The organism is Streptomyces sp. NPDC026538, from assembly GCF_055567535.1.
The window spans coordinates 41,897-58,265 of the sequence record NZ_JBVHQG010000006.1; the positions used below are offsets into that span (position 1 = coordinate 41,897).

Below are 16,369 nucleotides of genomic sequence, written 5' to 3' on the forward strand. Positions count from 1 at the left end.
GTCAGCCGAAGTGGAGGTCGCCCTGGATGGTACCGGTCTGGATGACAGGACCGCGGATGTCGCCTCCGCTGATGGTGTTGTGCACGGTGGAGCCCCGCTCCGGAGCGTGCCCGGCCGCCGCGATCAGGGCACGCAGCTCGCCTTCCGCCGCCGGGTCCTCGCGGAGCAGGAGCAGCAACCGCGCCTGCCATTGCGACTCGAACCCGGCGAGGGCCGCCCGGTCACCGCTGTGTGCGGCGTCGACGACCGCGGTGCGGGCCTGCTCCAGCTCGACGTCCGCCGCCTGCTCCTCGCCGGACCGCCCGCGCCCGAACAGCGCGGTCACCCGGCTCTTGGCCGCAGCCCATGCCTCACCCGCCATCAGCTGCACCAGGGTCGTCGCCCCGGACACAGCCAAGGCGGTCAGTTCAGCCTCCACACGGCCTCCTCCGCTTCCGCAGCCTGTCGCCGGTTCCCCGAACTCCGGTCCTCTCCAGCGTACTTGGAGCACGTCCGTGACGCGGGCTATCGTGCTTGGCCGGGAGACGGCGGAGGTGCGCGAGACATGTGGGGAGCCGGGGGGAGCAGGTTCCACGACGTGCGCAACACCTTCCACGGTGACGCGGAGACTGTCATCCAGGCCGGCTCCATCGGCCGTGTCCACCTCTACGGCATCCCGTTCCAGCTGACGCCCCTGTCCCGCTGGTCGGTCGTCCGGCGCTGTGTCGTCACGGCGGTCCTGGTGGCTCTCGGCGGCTTCCTGCTGGAGACCGGACTCACCGCCAAGACCGGTCGAATAGCGCCGTGGCTAGTGGTCGCCGGGCTCGCGCTGCTGATGACGGCTTACACGGTGGGGTGGGTGACCTGGCAGTGCCGGCAACTGGCCCGCGGCCGCCACGAGAACGCGCTACGTGCCACGGTGAACGGCGTGCTGGCCGGACTGGCCCGGGAGCAGACCAAACAGTGGCGCGACGAGGCGATCGCGCGCCGCGTCCAAGGACCGCGCCTGCTGCCCATACTGTGCCGGGCCTCCGGGCGCGACCTGTTCGACCACTGGTCCAACATCCGCGCCGGGGAACGGAGCGACCAGCCCCTGCCCCTCGACGGCGACGTCGCGGAGATCGACCGGATCTACGACCGGGTGCCCTCCGGACGGCTGGTGATCCTGGGCGAACCAGGAGCGGGCAAGAGCGTGGCGGCGCTCCGGCTCGGGCTGCGGTTGCTGGAGCGACGAGGGGCGGACGGCCGGGTCCCCGTGATCCTCCCCCTCGCCTCCTGGAACCCCGGCGAGACGGGTCTGTGGCGGTGGGCCGCGCAGCGCCTCGCCACTGACCACCCCGAACTGGCGGCACCGACCGGCTTCGGCACCGTACTGGCCGAGGAGGTGGCCACACCCGAGCGGCTCCTGCTGATCCTCGACGGCCTCGACGAAATGCCCGCCGATCGGCGGGCCGTGGCCCTGCGGACTCTCAACGACAGTCTGGACGAGGACACCCACCTGATCCTCACCAGCCGCACCGAGCAGTACCGGGACGTGGTGCGCCAGGCGGACGTGTTCAGCGGCGCGGCGGCCGTGACGCTCCAGCCGCTGACCGTGCGGGAGCTGAGCGAGCACCTGAGAACCAGTACCCGGCGGACCCGGACGGACGGCAGCCCGCTGTGGCAGCCCGTCCTCGCCCGCATGCGCGACAGCGACGATCCGCACGCCCGGCGGCTGCGCGCCGCGCTGTCGTCGCCGCTGATGCTCGGGCTGGCCCTGGCCGTCTACGGCGAGACGTCCGCCGACCCGGCCGAACTCCTGGACACAGCCGCGTTCCCCACCGGAGCGCGGATCGAGAAGCACCTCATCGCACGGCTCGTGCCGGCGGCCTACACGGCGCCGCCCAACGTGGGAAAACCGCCGCGATGGCGCGCGGAGGACGCCGAACGCCATCTCAGCCGACTGGCCCGGGACGCCGCCCGGCACGGTGCGCCCGGTGGAGAACTCGCCTGGTGGCGCTGGTATCCCGAGCAGGCGAAGGCCGCTACGGCGGTGGCCGTCATCCTGGTCTACGCCGCTGCCGTGGCCCTCACCGCGGCCCTGCCGCCGCACGGCACGATCCGCTGGTGGGGCATGACGCTGCCGCCCTGGGCCGCACTGGCACTGATCGGCGTGCTTCCCCTGCTCGTCGCCGTCGTCGACGTCTACGCCACCGTGCCGGTGCCCGCGCGTCTGCAACTGCGCCAGCGCACGCCCACGATTCTCTGGCGCGCCGCAGGAAGCGCCGCCGGGATCGGCTTCGCCTGGGGGACGAATATCCCCACCAAGGACCATCCCTACCCGTCTGGCTTCCCGATTCCCGCGGCCGTCGCGTTGGGCGTTCTCTTCGTCGTCCGCGCCGCACCGAGCATGGCGACCGACGTGGCGTCAGTCACCCCTCGTTCGCTGCTGCGGGCCGACCGGGTGTCGGCGCTGACCCTGGCGGTCAACTTCTCGGTCACCGGGCCGCGCCGGTGGTGCCTGGAAGCGGTGGTGCTGCTGCCCATCTTGTGCGTCAACACCTGGAGCGACCACGCGGGGGCGGGGGTGACGGGCCCGGGGACGTGGGCCACCGTGGTCTCGGGCACCCTCGTCATCACCGTCCTGCACGGGATCACCAACACGGCCTGGGGGCGCCACGCCGCGGCACGCGTCGTCCTGGCGGCCACCGGCCGGCTGCCCTGGCGGACAACGGCCTTCCTGGAGGACGCCCACGCGCGCGGTGTCCTACGCCAGACCGGCGGGGTGTTCCAGTTCCGCCACGCACGGTTGCAGGAGCACCTGATCAGCGAAGCGCCGCCGGCGCGGGACGGTAGGGTCCGTCTCTGCCTGTGGCCGCGGGCCACCTGGCTGCTGGGTCGATGGCCCGCCCTCCTCCTGACGGGAATCGTGCTGTTCTTCGGCAGCGCCTACCTCACGCAGTCCATCAGCCGGATCAACCGGCAGGCCGGTCCCTACGCCGCTCCTCCGCCGGCCTGCGCTCTCCTCGACAGACACACGGTCACCTCGGCCCTCCACGGGGCTCCTGTGCGCGACCGTGAGGCGCAACGGATGGGCGGGCTGTACGAGCCCTGGCCCAGGCGCGATGACGTGTGGTGCAGCTGGCACACCGAGGCCAACACCTCGGCACTGGCACTGGCCACCGACACGGAGACGCCGACACCTGACAAGAGTGGCGCCCAGATCGCGCGGCGCATGTTCGTCGGGATGACGAACCCGGTCGCCCCGGCCCAGGCCGATCCCGCGGCCACTCCCTGCGACTGGGAGCACGAGTCCATCTGGTCGGGGAGCGACGACCGAGAGCCCGGCGTCTTCGTACACGCCTTTCTTCTCTGCCGAAACGTCGTGTTCCAGGCCGACTACCACTCCGACGTCCCAGCAGGTGCCCCCTCCGACGCCACCGCCGTGCTGCAACGACTGCTCCGCCTCGCTGTACACAAAGCGCTTCGCCCGGAAAATGGGTTCTGACGTCATTTCTCGTGAACATCCGCGGCCCCGCCGACCGCCCATCGCAACCCAATCCGGTGGGCAAACGCTTGAAGTGAACGAAGCCACGGAGTCATCGTCCGGGGAATCACGGCCACCGTCGGGCGCCTCTCCAGACGGGATCGCCGGAACGTGGCGGGCCCGGTCGGAAGGACGCGCCATCGACAAGGCATGCGGCCCCCACAGTGCCGCGGTCGCCATCCTGAGCATCGTTTACGGCGTGCCCGCTACGCCGGCTGACCCCGCCGCGCTACCGGACACGCAGGACCGACCGCCTGACGGCATAGCCGACTCCGTGTCGGATCGCGCGCAGGATGCCGGCGCAGGACACACCGGTACGGCAGCGGCGGCTGCCCGCTGTGCCAGTGGTGCAGGGCGGCGGTGGAGCCGGGATGGGGTTCGGCCGTGCGGTACATCCGTACCCGCCCCTGATCGCCGCCCGCGGCTACGCGCTGCGGCGGGCTTGCGGGCGGCCGTCTTCTTGGCCGTCGTGGCCTTCTTCGCGACCGTCTTCTTCGCGGGGTCCTGGTCTTGGCCGTGGTCTACTTCGTGGGCATCTCGTGGACCTGCGCGTCGGTGCCGGTGTCCTCGCCGCGCGAGGCCTTCGCCTTGTATACGGACTCCTGCAAGGCGGCCATCAAGTCGAGCACCTTGCCCGCCGGCCTCTCCGGCTCCGGCACATCCGGCAGCTCGCGGTCCCCTCGCTTCGCCTCGATGACCTACTCCAGCGCCTCCGTGTCGTGGTCCACGAAGTCGAGGCCCTCCAGGCGGTCGGTGGTCATCCGCTCGATCAGCTCCACCGCCTCGTCGACCTCCGCATCCGACACGTCCGCCGCCGGCGGCGGGTACAGCTCCGACGGGTCGCGGACCTCGTCGGGCCAGCGCATCGCGTGCAGCACGATCACGTCATCCCGCACGCGCAGCAGCCCCAGCCGCTCGCGGCCGCTTCACGCGAACTTCGTCACCGCGACCCGCGCGGGCCGCTCTGGCGGGACTGGGCTGCGGTGAGTGCGAGCTGGGAGTCGAGTACGAACCCGTCGAACGCGCCGGGCAGTACGTCCCGAACCGCGGGTCGTCCACGGTGACGACGAGGTCGCGCAGGTCGCCCCCTGCCTCACCGATCATGTGGGAGACGAGGCTTTCCGGGCCGGGTTCGATCTGGGGGATGCCGAGCTGGTCGGACAGGTGGCTCTGGGGGGCGTAGTCGACAACTAGGACCCGTCGTCCTCCGATCGCCACCCGGGCGAGCCGGTCCTGGACGTCAGTCTTGGTCCTCCTCCCTATGCGCTTGAGGTCACCGTAAGAGAGGGAGTCGATGAACCGGGTGAGCGCTTCCCGGCCGACCTCGGGGTCTTCGGCGTAGGCCTCGCCCATCCCGAGGGACACCGTGGTCTTGCCGACACCGCCCTTCTGGTTGGCGTTTATGACCCGCAACCGGTTCACGCGGTCTGGCATAGTTTCACCGCACAAGTGGTACCGGTAATATCACGCCGTGATAATCCGTGGCAGGCGTCTCCGGGCCGGCGCGGATTATCACGGCGTGATAATCCACCGAAGAGCGCTCACGGGGGGTGTCCCTCAGCCGACCACCCCCAACGCCACAAGGGTCCGGCCCCGCAGCTGCGAGGCCGGACCCTTGTGGTGAGTCATTCCGATTCCGAGGAGCGGCCCCTGTCCTCCGGTCGCCTGCTGCGCCTGCACCGGGTGCTGTAGGCGGATCGTGCCTGGGGTTCTCTGCCGAGAGGGCGCCGCGCGAGTGGCGCGGAAGGCTCGCCGGTTGGGTAAGCGTCTGTCGTGGAGGGGACATCCGGCCGTGAAGGGCCAGGTAGCACGCGGCTGCGACATCGTTACGGCCAGGGCATTCGCGTCCGCCACGTGCTGGTCGTCCTCGTCATTCCGCGGCCCGCGCTGCGGCACCATTCCGGCATCACAGCCCAGAGCCAGACCAGTAGCACGAGGAAGTGTCTCCACAGCTCACGGCTGAGGCACCATTGCAGCTCGGTGAAGAAAAGCGGTCGGCCGAGGATGGGAAGCGTCTCTCCGCAGTTCAAGGCTGTGACACCATTACGGCGCGATGCACAAGGCGATCTTCGGTACCACTGACGGTGGCTTCTCCACAGCCCAGAGTTGCGGCATCATTGCGGCGGCCCCGGCAGCAGCCAGCACATCTGATCGATTGTGCTTCTCCGCAGCCCTCGGCTGCGGCGCCATTGCGGTGCATTCCAGAACGGTCCCCAGATGTCCTCAATTACTGACCTTCAAAGCGTGGTGTCGTGACGGCTGACGGCTTGTGATCCCGACGGTCTGAGGCCACGCGGCTCGACCAAGTCACGGGGCTGAACTTCCTCGCCTGGTCTGTGGGCCGTGCGCTATAAACGGGCTGGTGACATTGATCGTTGAGCGAACAGACGCACGTACGTGGCCAGATGAGCAGATACAGGAGCTCTTCAGTGAGGGCTTCCCGGAGTTCATCACAGCCGATCGGCTAGCCAAGCAGTACATCGGCAGGATCAGGGAATGGTTCGCCGACCTCAACCTCACACTGGTGAACGAGCGCGGCGTGCCTGTCGCGACCGGCTGGGGTATACCGATCCGCTGGGATGGACGAACGGAGACACTCCCCACTGGGTACACCCAGGCCACCATCTGCGCCGTGGAGGGCCGAGAACAAGGCGTCCAACCCGACACCCTGGTGATCTGCGGGGCAATCGTCACCCCATCGCTCAAGGGACGCGGCCTGGCCGGGGAGATGCTCAAAGCACTACGTCAGCTCGCCGAGGATGCAGGGTGGCCACGTGTCATCGCACCGGTCCGCCCGACGCTGAAAACCCGCTACCCACTGACGTCCATTGAGGCGTTCATGAGGTGGACCCGCGAGGACGGTTTGCCACTCGACCCATGGATCCGGACGCACCAGCGTCTTGGCGCCCGTATCCTCGCGGTTGCTCCCGAGTCGCAAACCATGACCGGCACGATCGCCGAATGGGAGCGATGGACCGGCATGGTGTTCCCCGAAACGGGTGACTACGTCATCCCCGAAGGGCTGAGCTTGCTACGGCTCGACCGTTCCGCTGATCAGGGAACCTACGTAGAGCCCAACATCTGGATGCGGCACATCTGAGTAACCGCAAGTGGTTCCGGACTGCTGCTTTCAGGGTGTGGTGTCCTCCTGGTGGAGCGGGATGAGTCCAGTGCCGGTGAGGCAGCCGTCGAGGACGTCATGGCGGTACTGGAGCTGGCGGAGGCCGCGTCGGACTGTAGTGATCAAGTCGTCGGGGTCGGCGAAGGCACGGTTGGCCACAGTGGTGCGTCGTAGGACGGACCAGATGCCTTCGACCGGGTTGAGGTCGGGTGCGTGGGGCGGCAGTTGGAAGACAGTGAGCCAGTCGCAGTCGGCTATATAGCGGCGCATGCCAGCGGTGAGGTGGGTGTTGAGATTGTCCCAGACCAGCACGATCGGGCCTCCAAGCTGCTGGTGGGCGGTCTGGATCAGGTCGCGGTAGTCCTTCCAGGAGAAGCTCTTGCGCCCCTCAGGCCGGGCGTCCGGGCAGGGCCGGTAGATCAGTCGCGAGGATTCGCGGCCTTGTAGCAGGCCAGGGCGGCCACCGATAAGCGGCGGCGGGAGCGGCCCCGCACGCGGATCACCGGGGTGTGGCCGCGGCGGGACCAGGTGCGGGTGGTCGGCGGCGTCATCGAGAATCCGGCCTCGTCCTCGAAGATGAGCCAGGCGTCGAGCGCCGCCACGGTCCTTCCACGCTCGGCCAGGTCTCCTTCATCCAGCCGTCCACCAGGTTCTGGTCCCGCTCGAGCGCCCGCCGGGCGGGGACCTGGCAGCTCCATCCGTGCCGCTTGAGCAGGGCGGCCACCTCTTGCACTGTGTAGCTCTTGTGGAAGCGGCGCCCGATCAGCGTCTTGATCCGCGACAGGGTCCAGGTCTGGTCCGGCCAGCCGTGTGCCACCGGGCCCTTGGCCAGCTCCCGCTCGAGCACGGCGAACAGTTCGTCACTGAGCAGCGGCAGCGATGCCGGGCCCTTGGAGGCCAGGGCCCTGGGCCCGTTCTGTGACCAGGCCCTGCGCCACCGCTGAACCGACCGGACGCTGACCCGCAGGTCGTGCGCGATGACCGCGCTCTCGTCGCCCTGCCTGAACCGCTCGGCCGCCTCCATCCTCAACTTCTCGCGGAAGGCCCGCCGTTCGTCGGTCAGTCCGCCCCCTTGCGCATACCTCATGCGGTCGGCATACCGCAGGGATCATGAGGCGTCAGCCCCTACGACACCACGCTTTGAAGGTCAGTAACCTGTGCTCGCCTCGTTGATGGGGGCGTGGGGCGGGGCGATTTGACCGACATGGAATGGGAGCAGCTTCAGCCGTTTCTGCCGGTCAGTAACAGCCGTTGTAGTCGGTGGCGGAATCACAGGCAAGTGATCGACGGCATCCTTCACCGCGTGCGGACCGGGGTGCAGTGGCCTGACCTGCCCGAGCGGTACGGGCCGTGGAAGACGGTGTACGAACGCCACCGACTGTCGTCGGCTGACGGTACCTGGGAACGGCTGCTACAGGAGGTCCAGGCCGCGGTCGACGCCGCCGGGGAGATCGACTGGGACATCGCGGTGGACTCCACCGTCGTGCGGGCCCACCAGCACGCGGCCGGCGCCCGCACCGTTGCGCCGCCGGCTCTGGCGGCGTCAAGGGGGGTCGGCTACGTCGAACATCAGGCCGAGACGCCCTGTCAGAGCCTGCTCGCCCGCCTGGCGGAGGTGGTGCGGGAGGTGAGGGCCTGGGCCGATCGCGCGGCGGGTTCACCAGCAAGATCCACCTGAGCGCCGACGGCCGCTGCCGCCCGCTGTCCCTGGTCGTCACCGGCGGTCAGCGGGCGGATTGCACCCAGTTCACGGCCGTGCTGGAGAAGATCCGCGTCCCTCGGACCGGGCTGGGCAGACCCCGCAAGAAGCCCGACAGCCTCTCGGCGGACAAGGCCTACGGCAACAGTCCATGCCGCACCTACCGGCGTCGTCTCCGGGGCATCCGCCACAACATTCCCGAGAAGTCCGACAGCCGGGTCGCCCGCCTGCGCAAGGGTTCACGTGGTGGACGGCCCCCCGGCTTCGACGAAGAGCGGTACAAGAAGCGCAACACCGTCGAGCGGGCGATCAACAAGCTGAAGCAGTCCCGGGCGGTGGCCGCCCGCTATGACAAACGTGGCTACGTCTTCCTTGGCACAGCCACCGCAGAAGCCCTGGTTATATGGCTCCGACATGATCGCCCTCGACGTCCTAGCCCTGCGGAGGCAGTGCCGGCGCATCCCGCTCACTGCGTGACCTGCAGGACTGCTTTTCCGGAGACGCGGCGCCCGCGGAGGGCCTCGGCGGCCTCGGCAAAGCGGTCCCAGGATCCCTGCCAGCCGATCTCGACAGTGATGGCCCCCTCAGCGGTCAGCTCGGTGAGAACGGTCAGGTCCGGGCCGGCATCGCCCTCGATGACGAAGGACGTCAGCGACCTGGTCGGGCCCACGGTCGCATACGGGGGGAAAACCGCTGGCTCCCCGGAAGTCCAGCCGACGCTCTGCACGCTGCCCCCGGGAGCGAGCAGGCTCCATGCCGCCACCAGCTGGGGACCGCCGACGCTGTCGATGACCACGTCGACGGCTCGCTCAAGCCCCTCCAGGCCGACCAGCACCTCGTCGGCGCCGAGGTCGGCCAGCCCCTCCCCGCGGGCCGTCGAGCCCACGGACGCGAACACGTGGGCACCCGCCCTCGCCGCCAACTGGACGGCGAACCGGCCGACCCCGCCGGAGGCGCCGGTGACCAACACCCTCTTGTCTGGCCCGAGCCCGGCGGCCCGCAGCGAGCGCAGTGCGGCCACTCCGGCGACCGGAAGGGCGACCGCCTTCGCCAGGTCCAAGCCCTTGGGCACCTCGGCAAGCGCACCCACATCGATCGCGACACGCTCGGCGAACGCCCCCGAGGTCAGGGCGACCACCCGGGTGCCTACCGCCGGGCCGGTTCCGTCGGCGGCAGCCCGAACCACCACTCCGGCGGCGTCCGAACCGAGCACCGCACCCACGGGCATCCGACCGGAGCGAGCGTCGTTGAGGTCGCCGTAATTCAAGGAGACATGGGAGACGTCCACCAGGACCTGGCCCGGTCCGGGCACGGGGTCGGGAACCTCGGCGAAGCGGACGGCGGCGGGTGCGGACGGATCGACGACGAGAGCACGAACAGACATGTCTTCCCCCTTGGTTCACGACTTGTAACAGCAGTCATCATCGGTAACCTTGCTGCCCAGCGGAAGGAGGCACATTTATGTCACGCAGTCACACCCGTGTTGCGGAAGCGGTGAGGGACGAAGCCTGCCCGGTCACCGAGGTGCTCGACCGCGTGGCGGGCAAGTGGAGCATCGGGATCCTGATTGCAGCCGCCCGCGGCCCGGTCCGCTTCACCGAACTCGAACGCGCCATCAACGGCATCAGTCGGCGCATGCTCACCCTCAACCTGCGCCGACTGGAGCGGGACGGGCTGCTCATCCGCACCGTCTATCCGACCGTGCCGCCCAAGGTCGAGTACAACCTCACGCCCATGGCCCGAGAACTCCACGCCTCACTGACCGGACTGGTCGGCTGGGCCGAGCGCCACCGGTCCACCATCGCTGAGGCCCGCGCCGCCTACGACACCGCGGCGGAGCAGCGACCGGACACCGACTGAACCGGCCCGGACTGGCTCTCGAGCTCTGGCAATTCCACGACAGCCGGAGAGGAATGTCTGGCCCCGGTGCCACGAGCCCCGCACATGATCACAGCCATGATCGCCCTCTGGCCTGCAAAAACACGGCCTTCTGCAACACCCTTTACAGTAGTGCGTGTTTCTGATCCCGGACACGATGCAGGTCGGCATGCCAGGCGCTCGGCTGATTGCGAAAATCAGCCGTTGAGCTGTGCTCCTCGTTCGTGGGTTCGCGGTTTGTGTCGGTGGCCTCTCGCGTTCCGGTCAGGACGTGGAAGGCACGGCGCGGTTTAGAGGTTCGAGGTCTCCGTGCAGGGCGGAGTGGAGTGCGGCCGCGAGTTCGCGGGCCCGCTCTTCGCTCGACACGCTGTGCATCATGAAGTAGATCGGCCCTGTGTAGGCGTCCGCATCGACCTCGCGGTCGTGAACCATCCGGATGATGGCGGCCCGGACAGCTTCGTTCACGGCGTCGTCGACGGAGTGTCCGGGGCCGGCGGTGAGCGTGTCCGCCTTCACGGTCCAGTGCGGACCGTCGGATTCGATGGCGACGAACACGGCTTGGTGCGCCATGGCCTGCCTGTATGCCTTGTGGAAAGCATCGGTGCCGGAAGCGTCTGGGATGAGATGGGCGGGGCAGGGAACCGGCAGCGGCTGCATGAGGATATTTTGCAAGAAGTCGGGAACATTCGCGTTCGTTGACACTCGAAGATCACCCTGGTGCTGCGGAGCATCCTCAGGGCGCCGATGCTGACCACGACGCGGCCGGCTACAGGCTCCTGCTGGACCTGCTCGCCGAGCACGGCGACACGGAGGAAAACGCGATCCCGGTCGCCGTCGAGACCTCTCGCGGCCTGCTGGTCGCGGTACTGCGAACCGGCAAGCGGCAGATATTCGCGATCAACCCGCTAGCCGCCGCACGCTACCGCGACCGCCATTCTCTGACCCGCAAGAAGACCGACCCCGGCGACGCTCTCGTCCTGGCGAACATTCTGCGCACCGACATGCACGCGCACCGGCCGCTGCCCCGGGACAGCGACTTGGCCCGCGCGATCGCGGTCCTCGCCCGAGCCCAGCAGGACGCCGTCTGGAACCGCCAGCAGATGTCCAACCAGCTCCGTTCGCTCCTGCGTGAGTACTTCCCCGCCGCACTCGACGCCTATCTGCACCGGCAGAACGCCCTTTGCCGCCCCGAGGCCCGCATCCTGCTGGAACTCGCGCCGATCCCCGGCCCAGGCGGCCAGGCTGTCGCTCGCGCAGTTACGCTCGGCGCTCAAGCGAGCCGGGCGTCAGCGTCGCATCGACACCGATGCCGAGCGCATCCGCAGCGTCCTGCGGGGCGACTACGCCCATCAGCCGCCGCTGGTCGAGGAAGCGCTCGGCAAGCAGCTGCTCGCGCTCCTTCGCCAGCTCGACGCCGCTTGCACCGCCGCTGATGAGCTCGCCGAGGCGGTGGACCAGGCTTTCCCTCAGCATCCGGACGCCGAGATCATCCTGAGCTTCCCCGGGCTACGAACCCAACTGGGCGCCCGGATCCTTGCTGAGATCGGGGACGATCACCAGCGGTTCGCCACCGCCCGCGGCCTGAAGGCCTACGCCGGCGCCTCACCCATCACCAGGGCCTCCGGCAAGAAGTCCAGCATCACCAGGCGCTGGGTGAAGAATGACCGCCTCAACCATGCCGGCTACCTCTGGGCGTTCGCCGCACTCAAACCATCGCCTGGGGCCAAGGCGCACTACGACCGCCGTCGCGAAGCCGGAGACTGGCACGCCGCCGCTCAGCGCAACCTCTTCACCAAGATGATCAGTCAGCTCTTCCACTGCCGCCGCAAACACACCTTGTTCGACGAGGACCAGGGCTTTCCTGCCCAAGTACCCACCGCAACTTGACGCGTTGGCACCGTGAGGTGTCTGTTGCCGCAGGCTTTCGCGCTCGCGCCCGTGGAATCCAAGTCGCCGTCTCCGTCGTGTGCTCGCGCACAGGTTCGGCAACGCGGCGGACGGGCCGGATCAACCGTTGCAGCACGTTCCGGCGTCGTTTCAGGGGCGGGGCGGCCGGCCGGAGGGCTACTGCCACCGCATGTTGCGTGCCGCCGGCCGTCCATGCGTATCTGGGCCACGACGTTTGGGTGATAACCCGTGCAGCACCGAAACCGTGACGATCGGTTTACCCGTCTTCGCTCTTGCCGCGGCCGATGCAGCGACCCCAAAGTTGTACTGCACGACCTTGGGGGTGGCCGGATGAGGCGTACGCGCGCTCGTCAAATAGTGGTTTCCACTGTGGGCGCGGGCGCCCTGCTCGCTGTGGCGGCCTGCGGTGGCGGCGCAGGACGAGCCGCTAAGCCCTCACATTCGACAGCAGCATCGCGCACGTACACCAGCCAGTCCTTCGCGACGCCGCTCACGATCACCGTCCCCACCTCACTGGGAACGCTGCCGGTATCGGACACGAGCACCTTCCTGACGTGGGTGAAGTCGAGCAACAAGGTCCGATTCCTACTGCCCGCGGTCGTGTACCGGCCAGGGGGCGGTGGCAGCCCCGAAAAGCCGCCCGCCCCCTACAGGGGTTACGTGGCATTCCTTCATGAGCAGACCGGATATCACGCGAACTGGCAGGACGAGAAGCCCACGACCGTCGGTGGTCGCGCCGCCACACTGCTGACCGGCACCACCAATGAACCGATGGACGGATCACTCGGCTGTCCGACGGCCGAAGCGGATCCCGACAAGGACTGCTTCGGCCTCCAGCCCGACTACGAGCTTCGAGTGGTCGTCATCGACGCTCCCAGCAGGCCGCTGGTGGCGTGGACCTCTATAGATCTCACTCAGGTCCAGGACCCTTCGGCCGCCGTCACACGGTTCGAAGGCATGCTCCGAACCCTAATTCCGATGAGTGCAGCTCCTTGTGGCAGTGGACGACGCGCAGCTGCTGAACGAGGTATCCACGCTCCTGCTGCACGACTTGGTGCTGCGGGGGCGGTCAGAGTGCACGGCACGGCGCGTACGGGCGAGCCTGCGCCGGGACGCGGTGACTGCACTGTGAACGAGGGAGCGCCCGAGGGCGCAAGGAGGTGTCAGGGTGAGAAGGGTCCTGGGAGTCTCGGCGCTGCTGCTCGCGCCACTGCTGGCGCTCGCCGCTTGCACGTCGGGCGCACCGAAGGCGCAGCAGTCCACATCCGCCTCGGCGGGGGTGTCCCCAAAGGTGGTCCATCTGACGATGGCCGTGCCCTACGGCACCACGTCTTCGGTTGACAGGTTCATCCAACAGGTCGGCGAGGCGACCGGGGGATCCCTGCAGATCGACGCCAAGCTCGAGTGGCGGACGGGCCAACTCGCCTACGAGGACGGCACGATCGCGGACGTCCAGGCGGGCAAAACGGATCTGGGGGTGGCAGGCACGCGGGCCTTCCCCGGCCCGGTGCGGATGCTCAGCGCGCCAGAGCTGATCACCAGTTACGCAGCCCAGGAACAGCTGTTCAAGAGCCCCCTTTACAAGCGGCTGGGAACCGCACTGAGCGTCCCCGGTATCACTGGCCTCGGCCTGCTCCCGGGCCAGTTTCGCTACCTGTTCACCGCGAATCGCTCGGCCCCGACCCCCACCGGTCTGCACGGGCGGCTCGTCGGCGTGGCACAGTCGAAGCTGGCAGACGACACCTTCCACGCTCTGGGTGCACGCACCCGCTGGTTGCCGCTGTCCGGGTCGGTCAGAGATATGGACGGCATCGAGTCCTCGATCGCCTCCTTCAACCACGAGGGCTACGTCTCCTCCAAGAAGTACCTCACAGGGAATCAGGTGCTGTGGCCCCGCATGGTCGTCCCCTTCATCAGTGACACCGCGCTGAAGCGCCTGAGTCCCGAGCAACGCCAGGCGCTCACCCACGCCGCGGCCGCCGCCTTCGAAGACACGATGTCGGAACTGCAGGCAGAGGATGCGGACGAGCTCGCCCAACTCTGCGCGGGAGGGCTGGTCGTGGGGCAAGCCAGTCCAGCGCAGCTCGCGGCGTACCGTGTGGCCGTCGCGCCGGTCGACACCCGACTGGAGCAAGCCCCCCAGACCGGCGAGCTGTTCACGCTGGTGAAGTCGCTGGTGAAGGGAGCGAAGCCGGAACCCGCCCTGCACTGCTGATGCCCCTGGACCTTCCTGAGCGGGACCCGCGGACGGCCTTGGGTCGCACGATTCGGAGTTGACCGGCGGCTGAGCCTTCCCGAACGATCCGGCGGACAGGAGGACCATTGCCGCGGGCAGGATCACCTTCGGCGGCCACCGGGACCCGAGGGGAGAGCAGTGGGCCGAAAGGACGTGAGCTGTCGTAGAGCGCGAGATCCGTCGCTCGAGGACCGCTTCGCGACCGGCCTGGCTCATCACGAGCTTCCCCCTGGACGCCACCGCCACGCTGACCTCTTCCGGATCCGCCTGCCGGGTCGTCTTCGCAGTGCGTACGACACGACAGGGCGAGACCTTCAACTCGACCGCGTTCACCGCAGCGAGATCCGCCGCCCCAACCAAGGCCCGGAAGTCCTCAGCCTCACCGCTGAGGATGCCCAGTCGATGTCGGCCGGCACTGGCACAGGGTCCATCGAACGCAGGCGCCACACGGCCGGCCGAGCTGAAGGCTGGCAGCACAACACCACGATGGAAGCAGACCGCTCGCCAAGTCGCGGGGAGGCCTACTCGTCCGGGAACGGCGGTGAGCACGCCGGTGAGACAGTGGCGCGATAGAGAACGCGTACGACGAACGCGCGGGGCCCGTCCGCGGTGTGCGGACGGCCCCTGTGCCCGAGTGCCGAGTGAGCTGGTCGCAGATGCCCTCGGCTACCTGCACCATGGCCCACCCCTCCCACGTCCTCGACGGAATCTGCAAAGGATCACCGCCGGGAGGTGACACTCACGTCAGTAGGGAGAGGTCGACCGCGTTCGCCAGCGCCTGCATGCCGGCCTCGTTGGGGTGGATGTGGTCGCCGGAGTCGTAGGCCGGGTTGAGCGTGGCGGGGTCGGCCGGGTCGGCGACGGCCTTGTCGAAGTCGACCACGCCGTCGAAGGCGCCGCTGGTACGGATCCACTGGTTGGCCGCCTGACGGATCGCCTCCGCGGAGTCGCTGTAGTAACCGTTGCCCTTGTCGGGCAGCATGGTGCCGCCGATGATCCGGACTCCCGCGGCGTGCGCCTGCCGGATCAGGTTGCGGTAGCCGTCGATCAGATCCTGCGCGGTCAGTGGTGCGCCGCCGGGGCCGCGGTTGTTGCCGATGTCGTTGATGCCCTCCAAGAGGATCACGTCCCTCACTCCTGCCTGGCCGAGTGCGTCATGGGCGAAGCGTTTGGTGGCGCTGACGCCCTGCCAGATGTTGGGGACGTCCGTCAGCACGCGGTTGCCGCCGATACCGGCGTCCACGACGGCCATCGGACGGGTTCCGGCCAACCGCCGGGCCAGGTCGTCGGGCCAGCGGTGGTAGGCCCCCGCCGGAGTGTTGTAACCGTCGGTTATCGAGTCGCCGAAGGCCACCACGCTGCCGCGGGCGTGCGTCGGGACGACGTCGATCCCGGACAGGTAGTACCAGGAGGTCCTCGCCGCGACATAGGACGCGTCGGACACCTCGGCGCTGTGGTCGCCTGGCCCCGACAGATAGCTGGTGTCGAAGGCGTCGGAGTGCCACGTGGCGGAACTGGTCGCATCTGGCAGGTAGATGCTGACCAGGACGTTCTGCTCGGCCTTGACGTGCATCGCCACCGGGTCGCTCACCACTTCTCCGCCGGTGGGGACGGTCACGGACCGCCGATGGGCGAAGGTGACCGGGAGCAGTGACCCGGCGACCGCCGTCGCCCGTCCCACCTGCGCGCCGATGGTGACATGCGCCACCGACAGCGGGATCGTGCCGCGCAGATTGGACAGGTGGATGCGCAGTGCGCTGCCGTCGACGGTGGAGTGCGCGACCATCCGAATGGTCTGGTCGCTGAAGTTCGGTCCGCCGGCCGTCATGCTGGGCGACCAGGCCGCGACTCGCTGGCGCTGCGGCACCTGGGTGTGCGACGCAATGAAGTCGGCTGCCGGAGAGCCGGCCGTTCGGCCTGCGGCGAGATGCGGGCCAGCGAGCATTGCGACGACCGCGGCGGGTGCCGTCAGCACGGTGAACAGCTTACGTCTGGGGGCGGCGAGCATGGGTGTTTCCTTTC

The 16,369-nt window shown here is 68.6% G+C and carries 11 protein-coding genes and 3 pseudogenes; 6 read left to right on the forward strand and 8 right to left on the reverse strand.

The features are described 5' to 3' along the window. Position 1: 1 nt before the first annotated feature. The gene (locus ACZ4N4_RS23945) at positions 2 to 418 is read right to left on the reverse strand and encodes a hypothetical protein (RefSeq protein ID WP_467591925.1); all 417 of its coding nucleotides are present in this window, start codon (positions 416 to 418) and stop codon (positions 2 to 4) included. A gap of 159 nt (positions 419 to 577) precedes the next feature. Between ACZ4N4_RS23945 and ACZ4N4_RS23950 the strand changes: the two genes are divergently transcribed. After that, a complete protein-coding gene (locus ACZ4N4_RS23950) occupies positions 578 to 3,466 on the forward strand; it encodes an NACHT domain-containing protein (RefSeq protein WP_467591927.1) in 2,889 nt (962 codons plus the stop codon). Between the two features lie 737 nt (positions 3,467 to 4,203). Here the strand turns inward: ACZ4N4_RS23950 and ACZ4N4_RS23955 are convergent. Continuing rightward, a complete protein-coding gene (locus tag ACZ4N4_RS23955; protein WP_467591929.1) occupies positions 4,204 to 4,401 on the reverse strand; it encodes a hypothetical protein in 198 nt (65 codons plus the stop codon). After that, a complete protein-coding gene (locus ACZ4N4_RS23960; protein ID WP_467591931.1) occupies positions 4,391 to 4,939 on the reverse strand; it encodes a ParA family protein in 549 nt (182 codons plus the stop codon). The genes ACZ4N4_RS23955 and ACZ4N4_RS23960 overlap by 11 nt, the downstream gene beginning before the upstream one ends. Before the next feature lie 928 nt (positions 4,940 to 5,867). Between ACZ4N4_RS23960 and ACZ4N4_RS23965 the strand changes: the two genes are divergently transcribed. Continuing rightward, positions 5,868 to 6,605, forward strand: a complete 738-nt coding sequence (locus ACZ4N4_RS23965; RefSeq protein ID WP_467591933.1) for a hypothetical protein — start codon at positions 5,868 to 5,870, stop codon at positions 6,603 to 6,605. Between the two features lie 30 nt (positions 6,606 to 6,635). Here the strand turns inward: ACZ4N4_RS23965 and ACZ4N4_RS23970 are convergent. Then, positions 6,636 to 7,713, reverse strand: a pseudogene (locus ACZ4N4_RS23970) (IS630 family transposase). A 93-nt stretch (positions 7,714 to 7,806) separates the two neighbouring features. Between ACZ4N4_RS23970 and ACZ4N4_RS23975 the strand changes: the two are divergent. Beyond that, positions 7,807 to 8,738: pseudogene (locus tag ACZ4N4_RS23975) on the forward strand (IS5 family transposase); the annotation flags it as partial. A gap of 53 nt (positions 8,739 to 8,791) precedes the next feature. On the opposite strand, the gene ACZ4N4_RS23980 reads toward ACZ4N4_RS23975, so the two are convergent. Further along, on the reverse strand, positions 8,792 to 9,709 hold the full coding sequence (locus tag ACZ4N4_RS23980) for a zinc-binding dehydrogenase (RefSeq protein WP_467591935.1): 918 nt from the start codon (positions 9,707 to 9,709) through the stop codon (positions 8,792 to 8,794). Between the two features lie 77 nt (positions 9,710 to 9,786). Here ACZ4N4_RS23980 and ACZ4N4_RS23985 point away from each other — a divergent pair, with 77 nt between their 5' ends. After that, positions 9,787 to 10,185: a winged helix-turn-helix transcriptional regulator gene (locus ACZ4N4_RS23985; RefSeq protein ID WP_467591937.1), complete on the forward strand. Its 399-nt coding sequence runs from the start codon at positions 9,787 to 9,789 to the stop codon at positions 10,183 to 10,185. Positions 10,186 to 10,467: 282 nt separating this feature from the next. Here the strand turns inward: ACZ4N4_RS23985 and ACZ4N4_RS23990 are convergent, their stop codons facing one another. Further along, entirely contained in the window at positions 10,468 to 10,905 is a 438-nt protein-coding gene (locus ACZ4N4_RS23990; protein ID WP_467591939.1) for a hypothetical protein, read from the reverse strand. 53 nt (positions 10,906 to 10,958) lie between these two features. Between ACZ4N4_RS23990 and ACZ4N4_RS23995 the strand changes: the two are divergent. Further along, positions 10,959 to 12,090 (forward strand): annotated as a pseudogene (locus ACZ4N4_RS23995) (IS110 family RNA-guided transposase); the annotation flags it as partial. 371 nt (positions 12,091 to 12,461) lie between these two features. Here ACZ4N4_RS23995 and ACZ4N4_RS24000 read toward each other — a convergent pair. Next, positions 12,462 to 12,686 (reverse strand): hypothetical protein, encoded by a 225-nt coding sequence (locus ACZ4N4_RS24000; RefSeq protein WP_467591941.1) that lies wholly within the window; start codon positions 12,684 to 12,686, stop codon positions 12,462 to 12,464. A gap of 593 nt (positions 12,687 to 13,279) precedes the next feature. Between ACZ4N4_RS24000 and ACZ4N4_RS24005 the strand changes: the two genes are divergently transcribed. Beyond that, positions 13,280 to 14,326: a TRAP transporter substrate-binding protein gene (locus ACZ4N4_RS24005; RefSeq protein ID WP_467591943.1), complete on the forward strand. Its 1,047-nt coding sequence runs from the start codon at positions 13,280 to 13,282 to the stop codon at positions 14,324 to 14,326. 760 nt (positions 14,327 to 15,086) lie between these two features. Here the strand turns inward: ACZ4N4_RS24005 and ACZ4N4_RS24010 are convergent. After that, the gene (locus tag ACZ4N4_RS24010; protein WP_467591945.1) at positions 15,087 to 16,355 is read right to left on the reverse strand and encodes an SGNH/GDSL hydrolase family protein; all 1,269 of its coding nucleotides are present in this window, start codon (positions 16,353 to 16,355) and stop codon (positions 15,087 to 15,089) included. Positions 16,356 to 16,369: the final 14 nt, after the last annotated feature.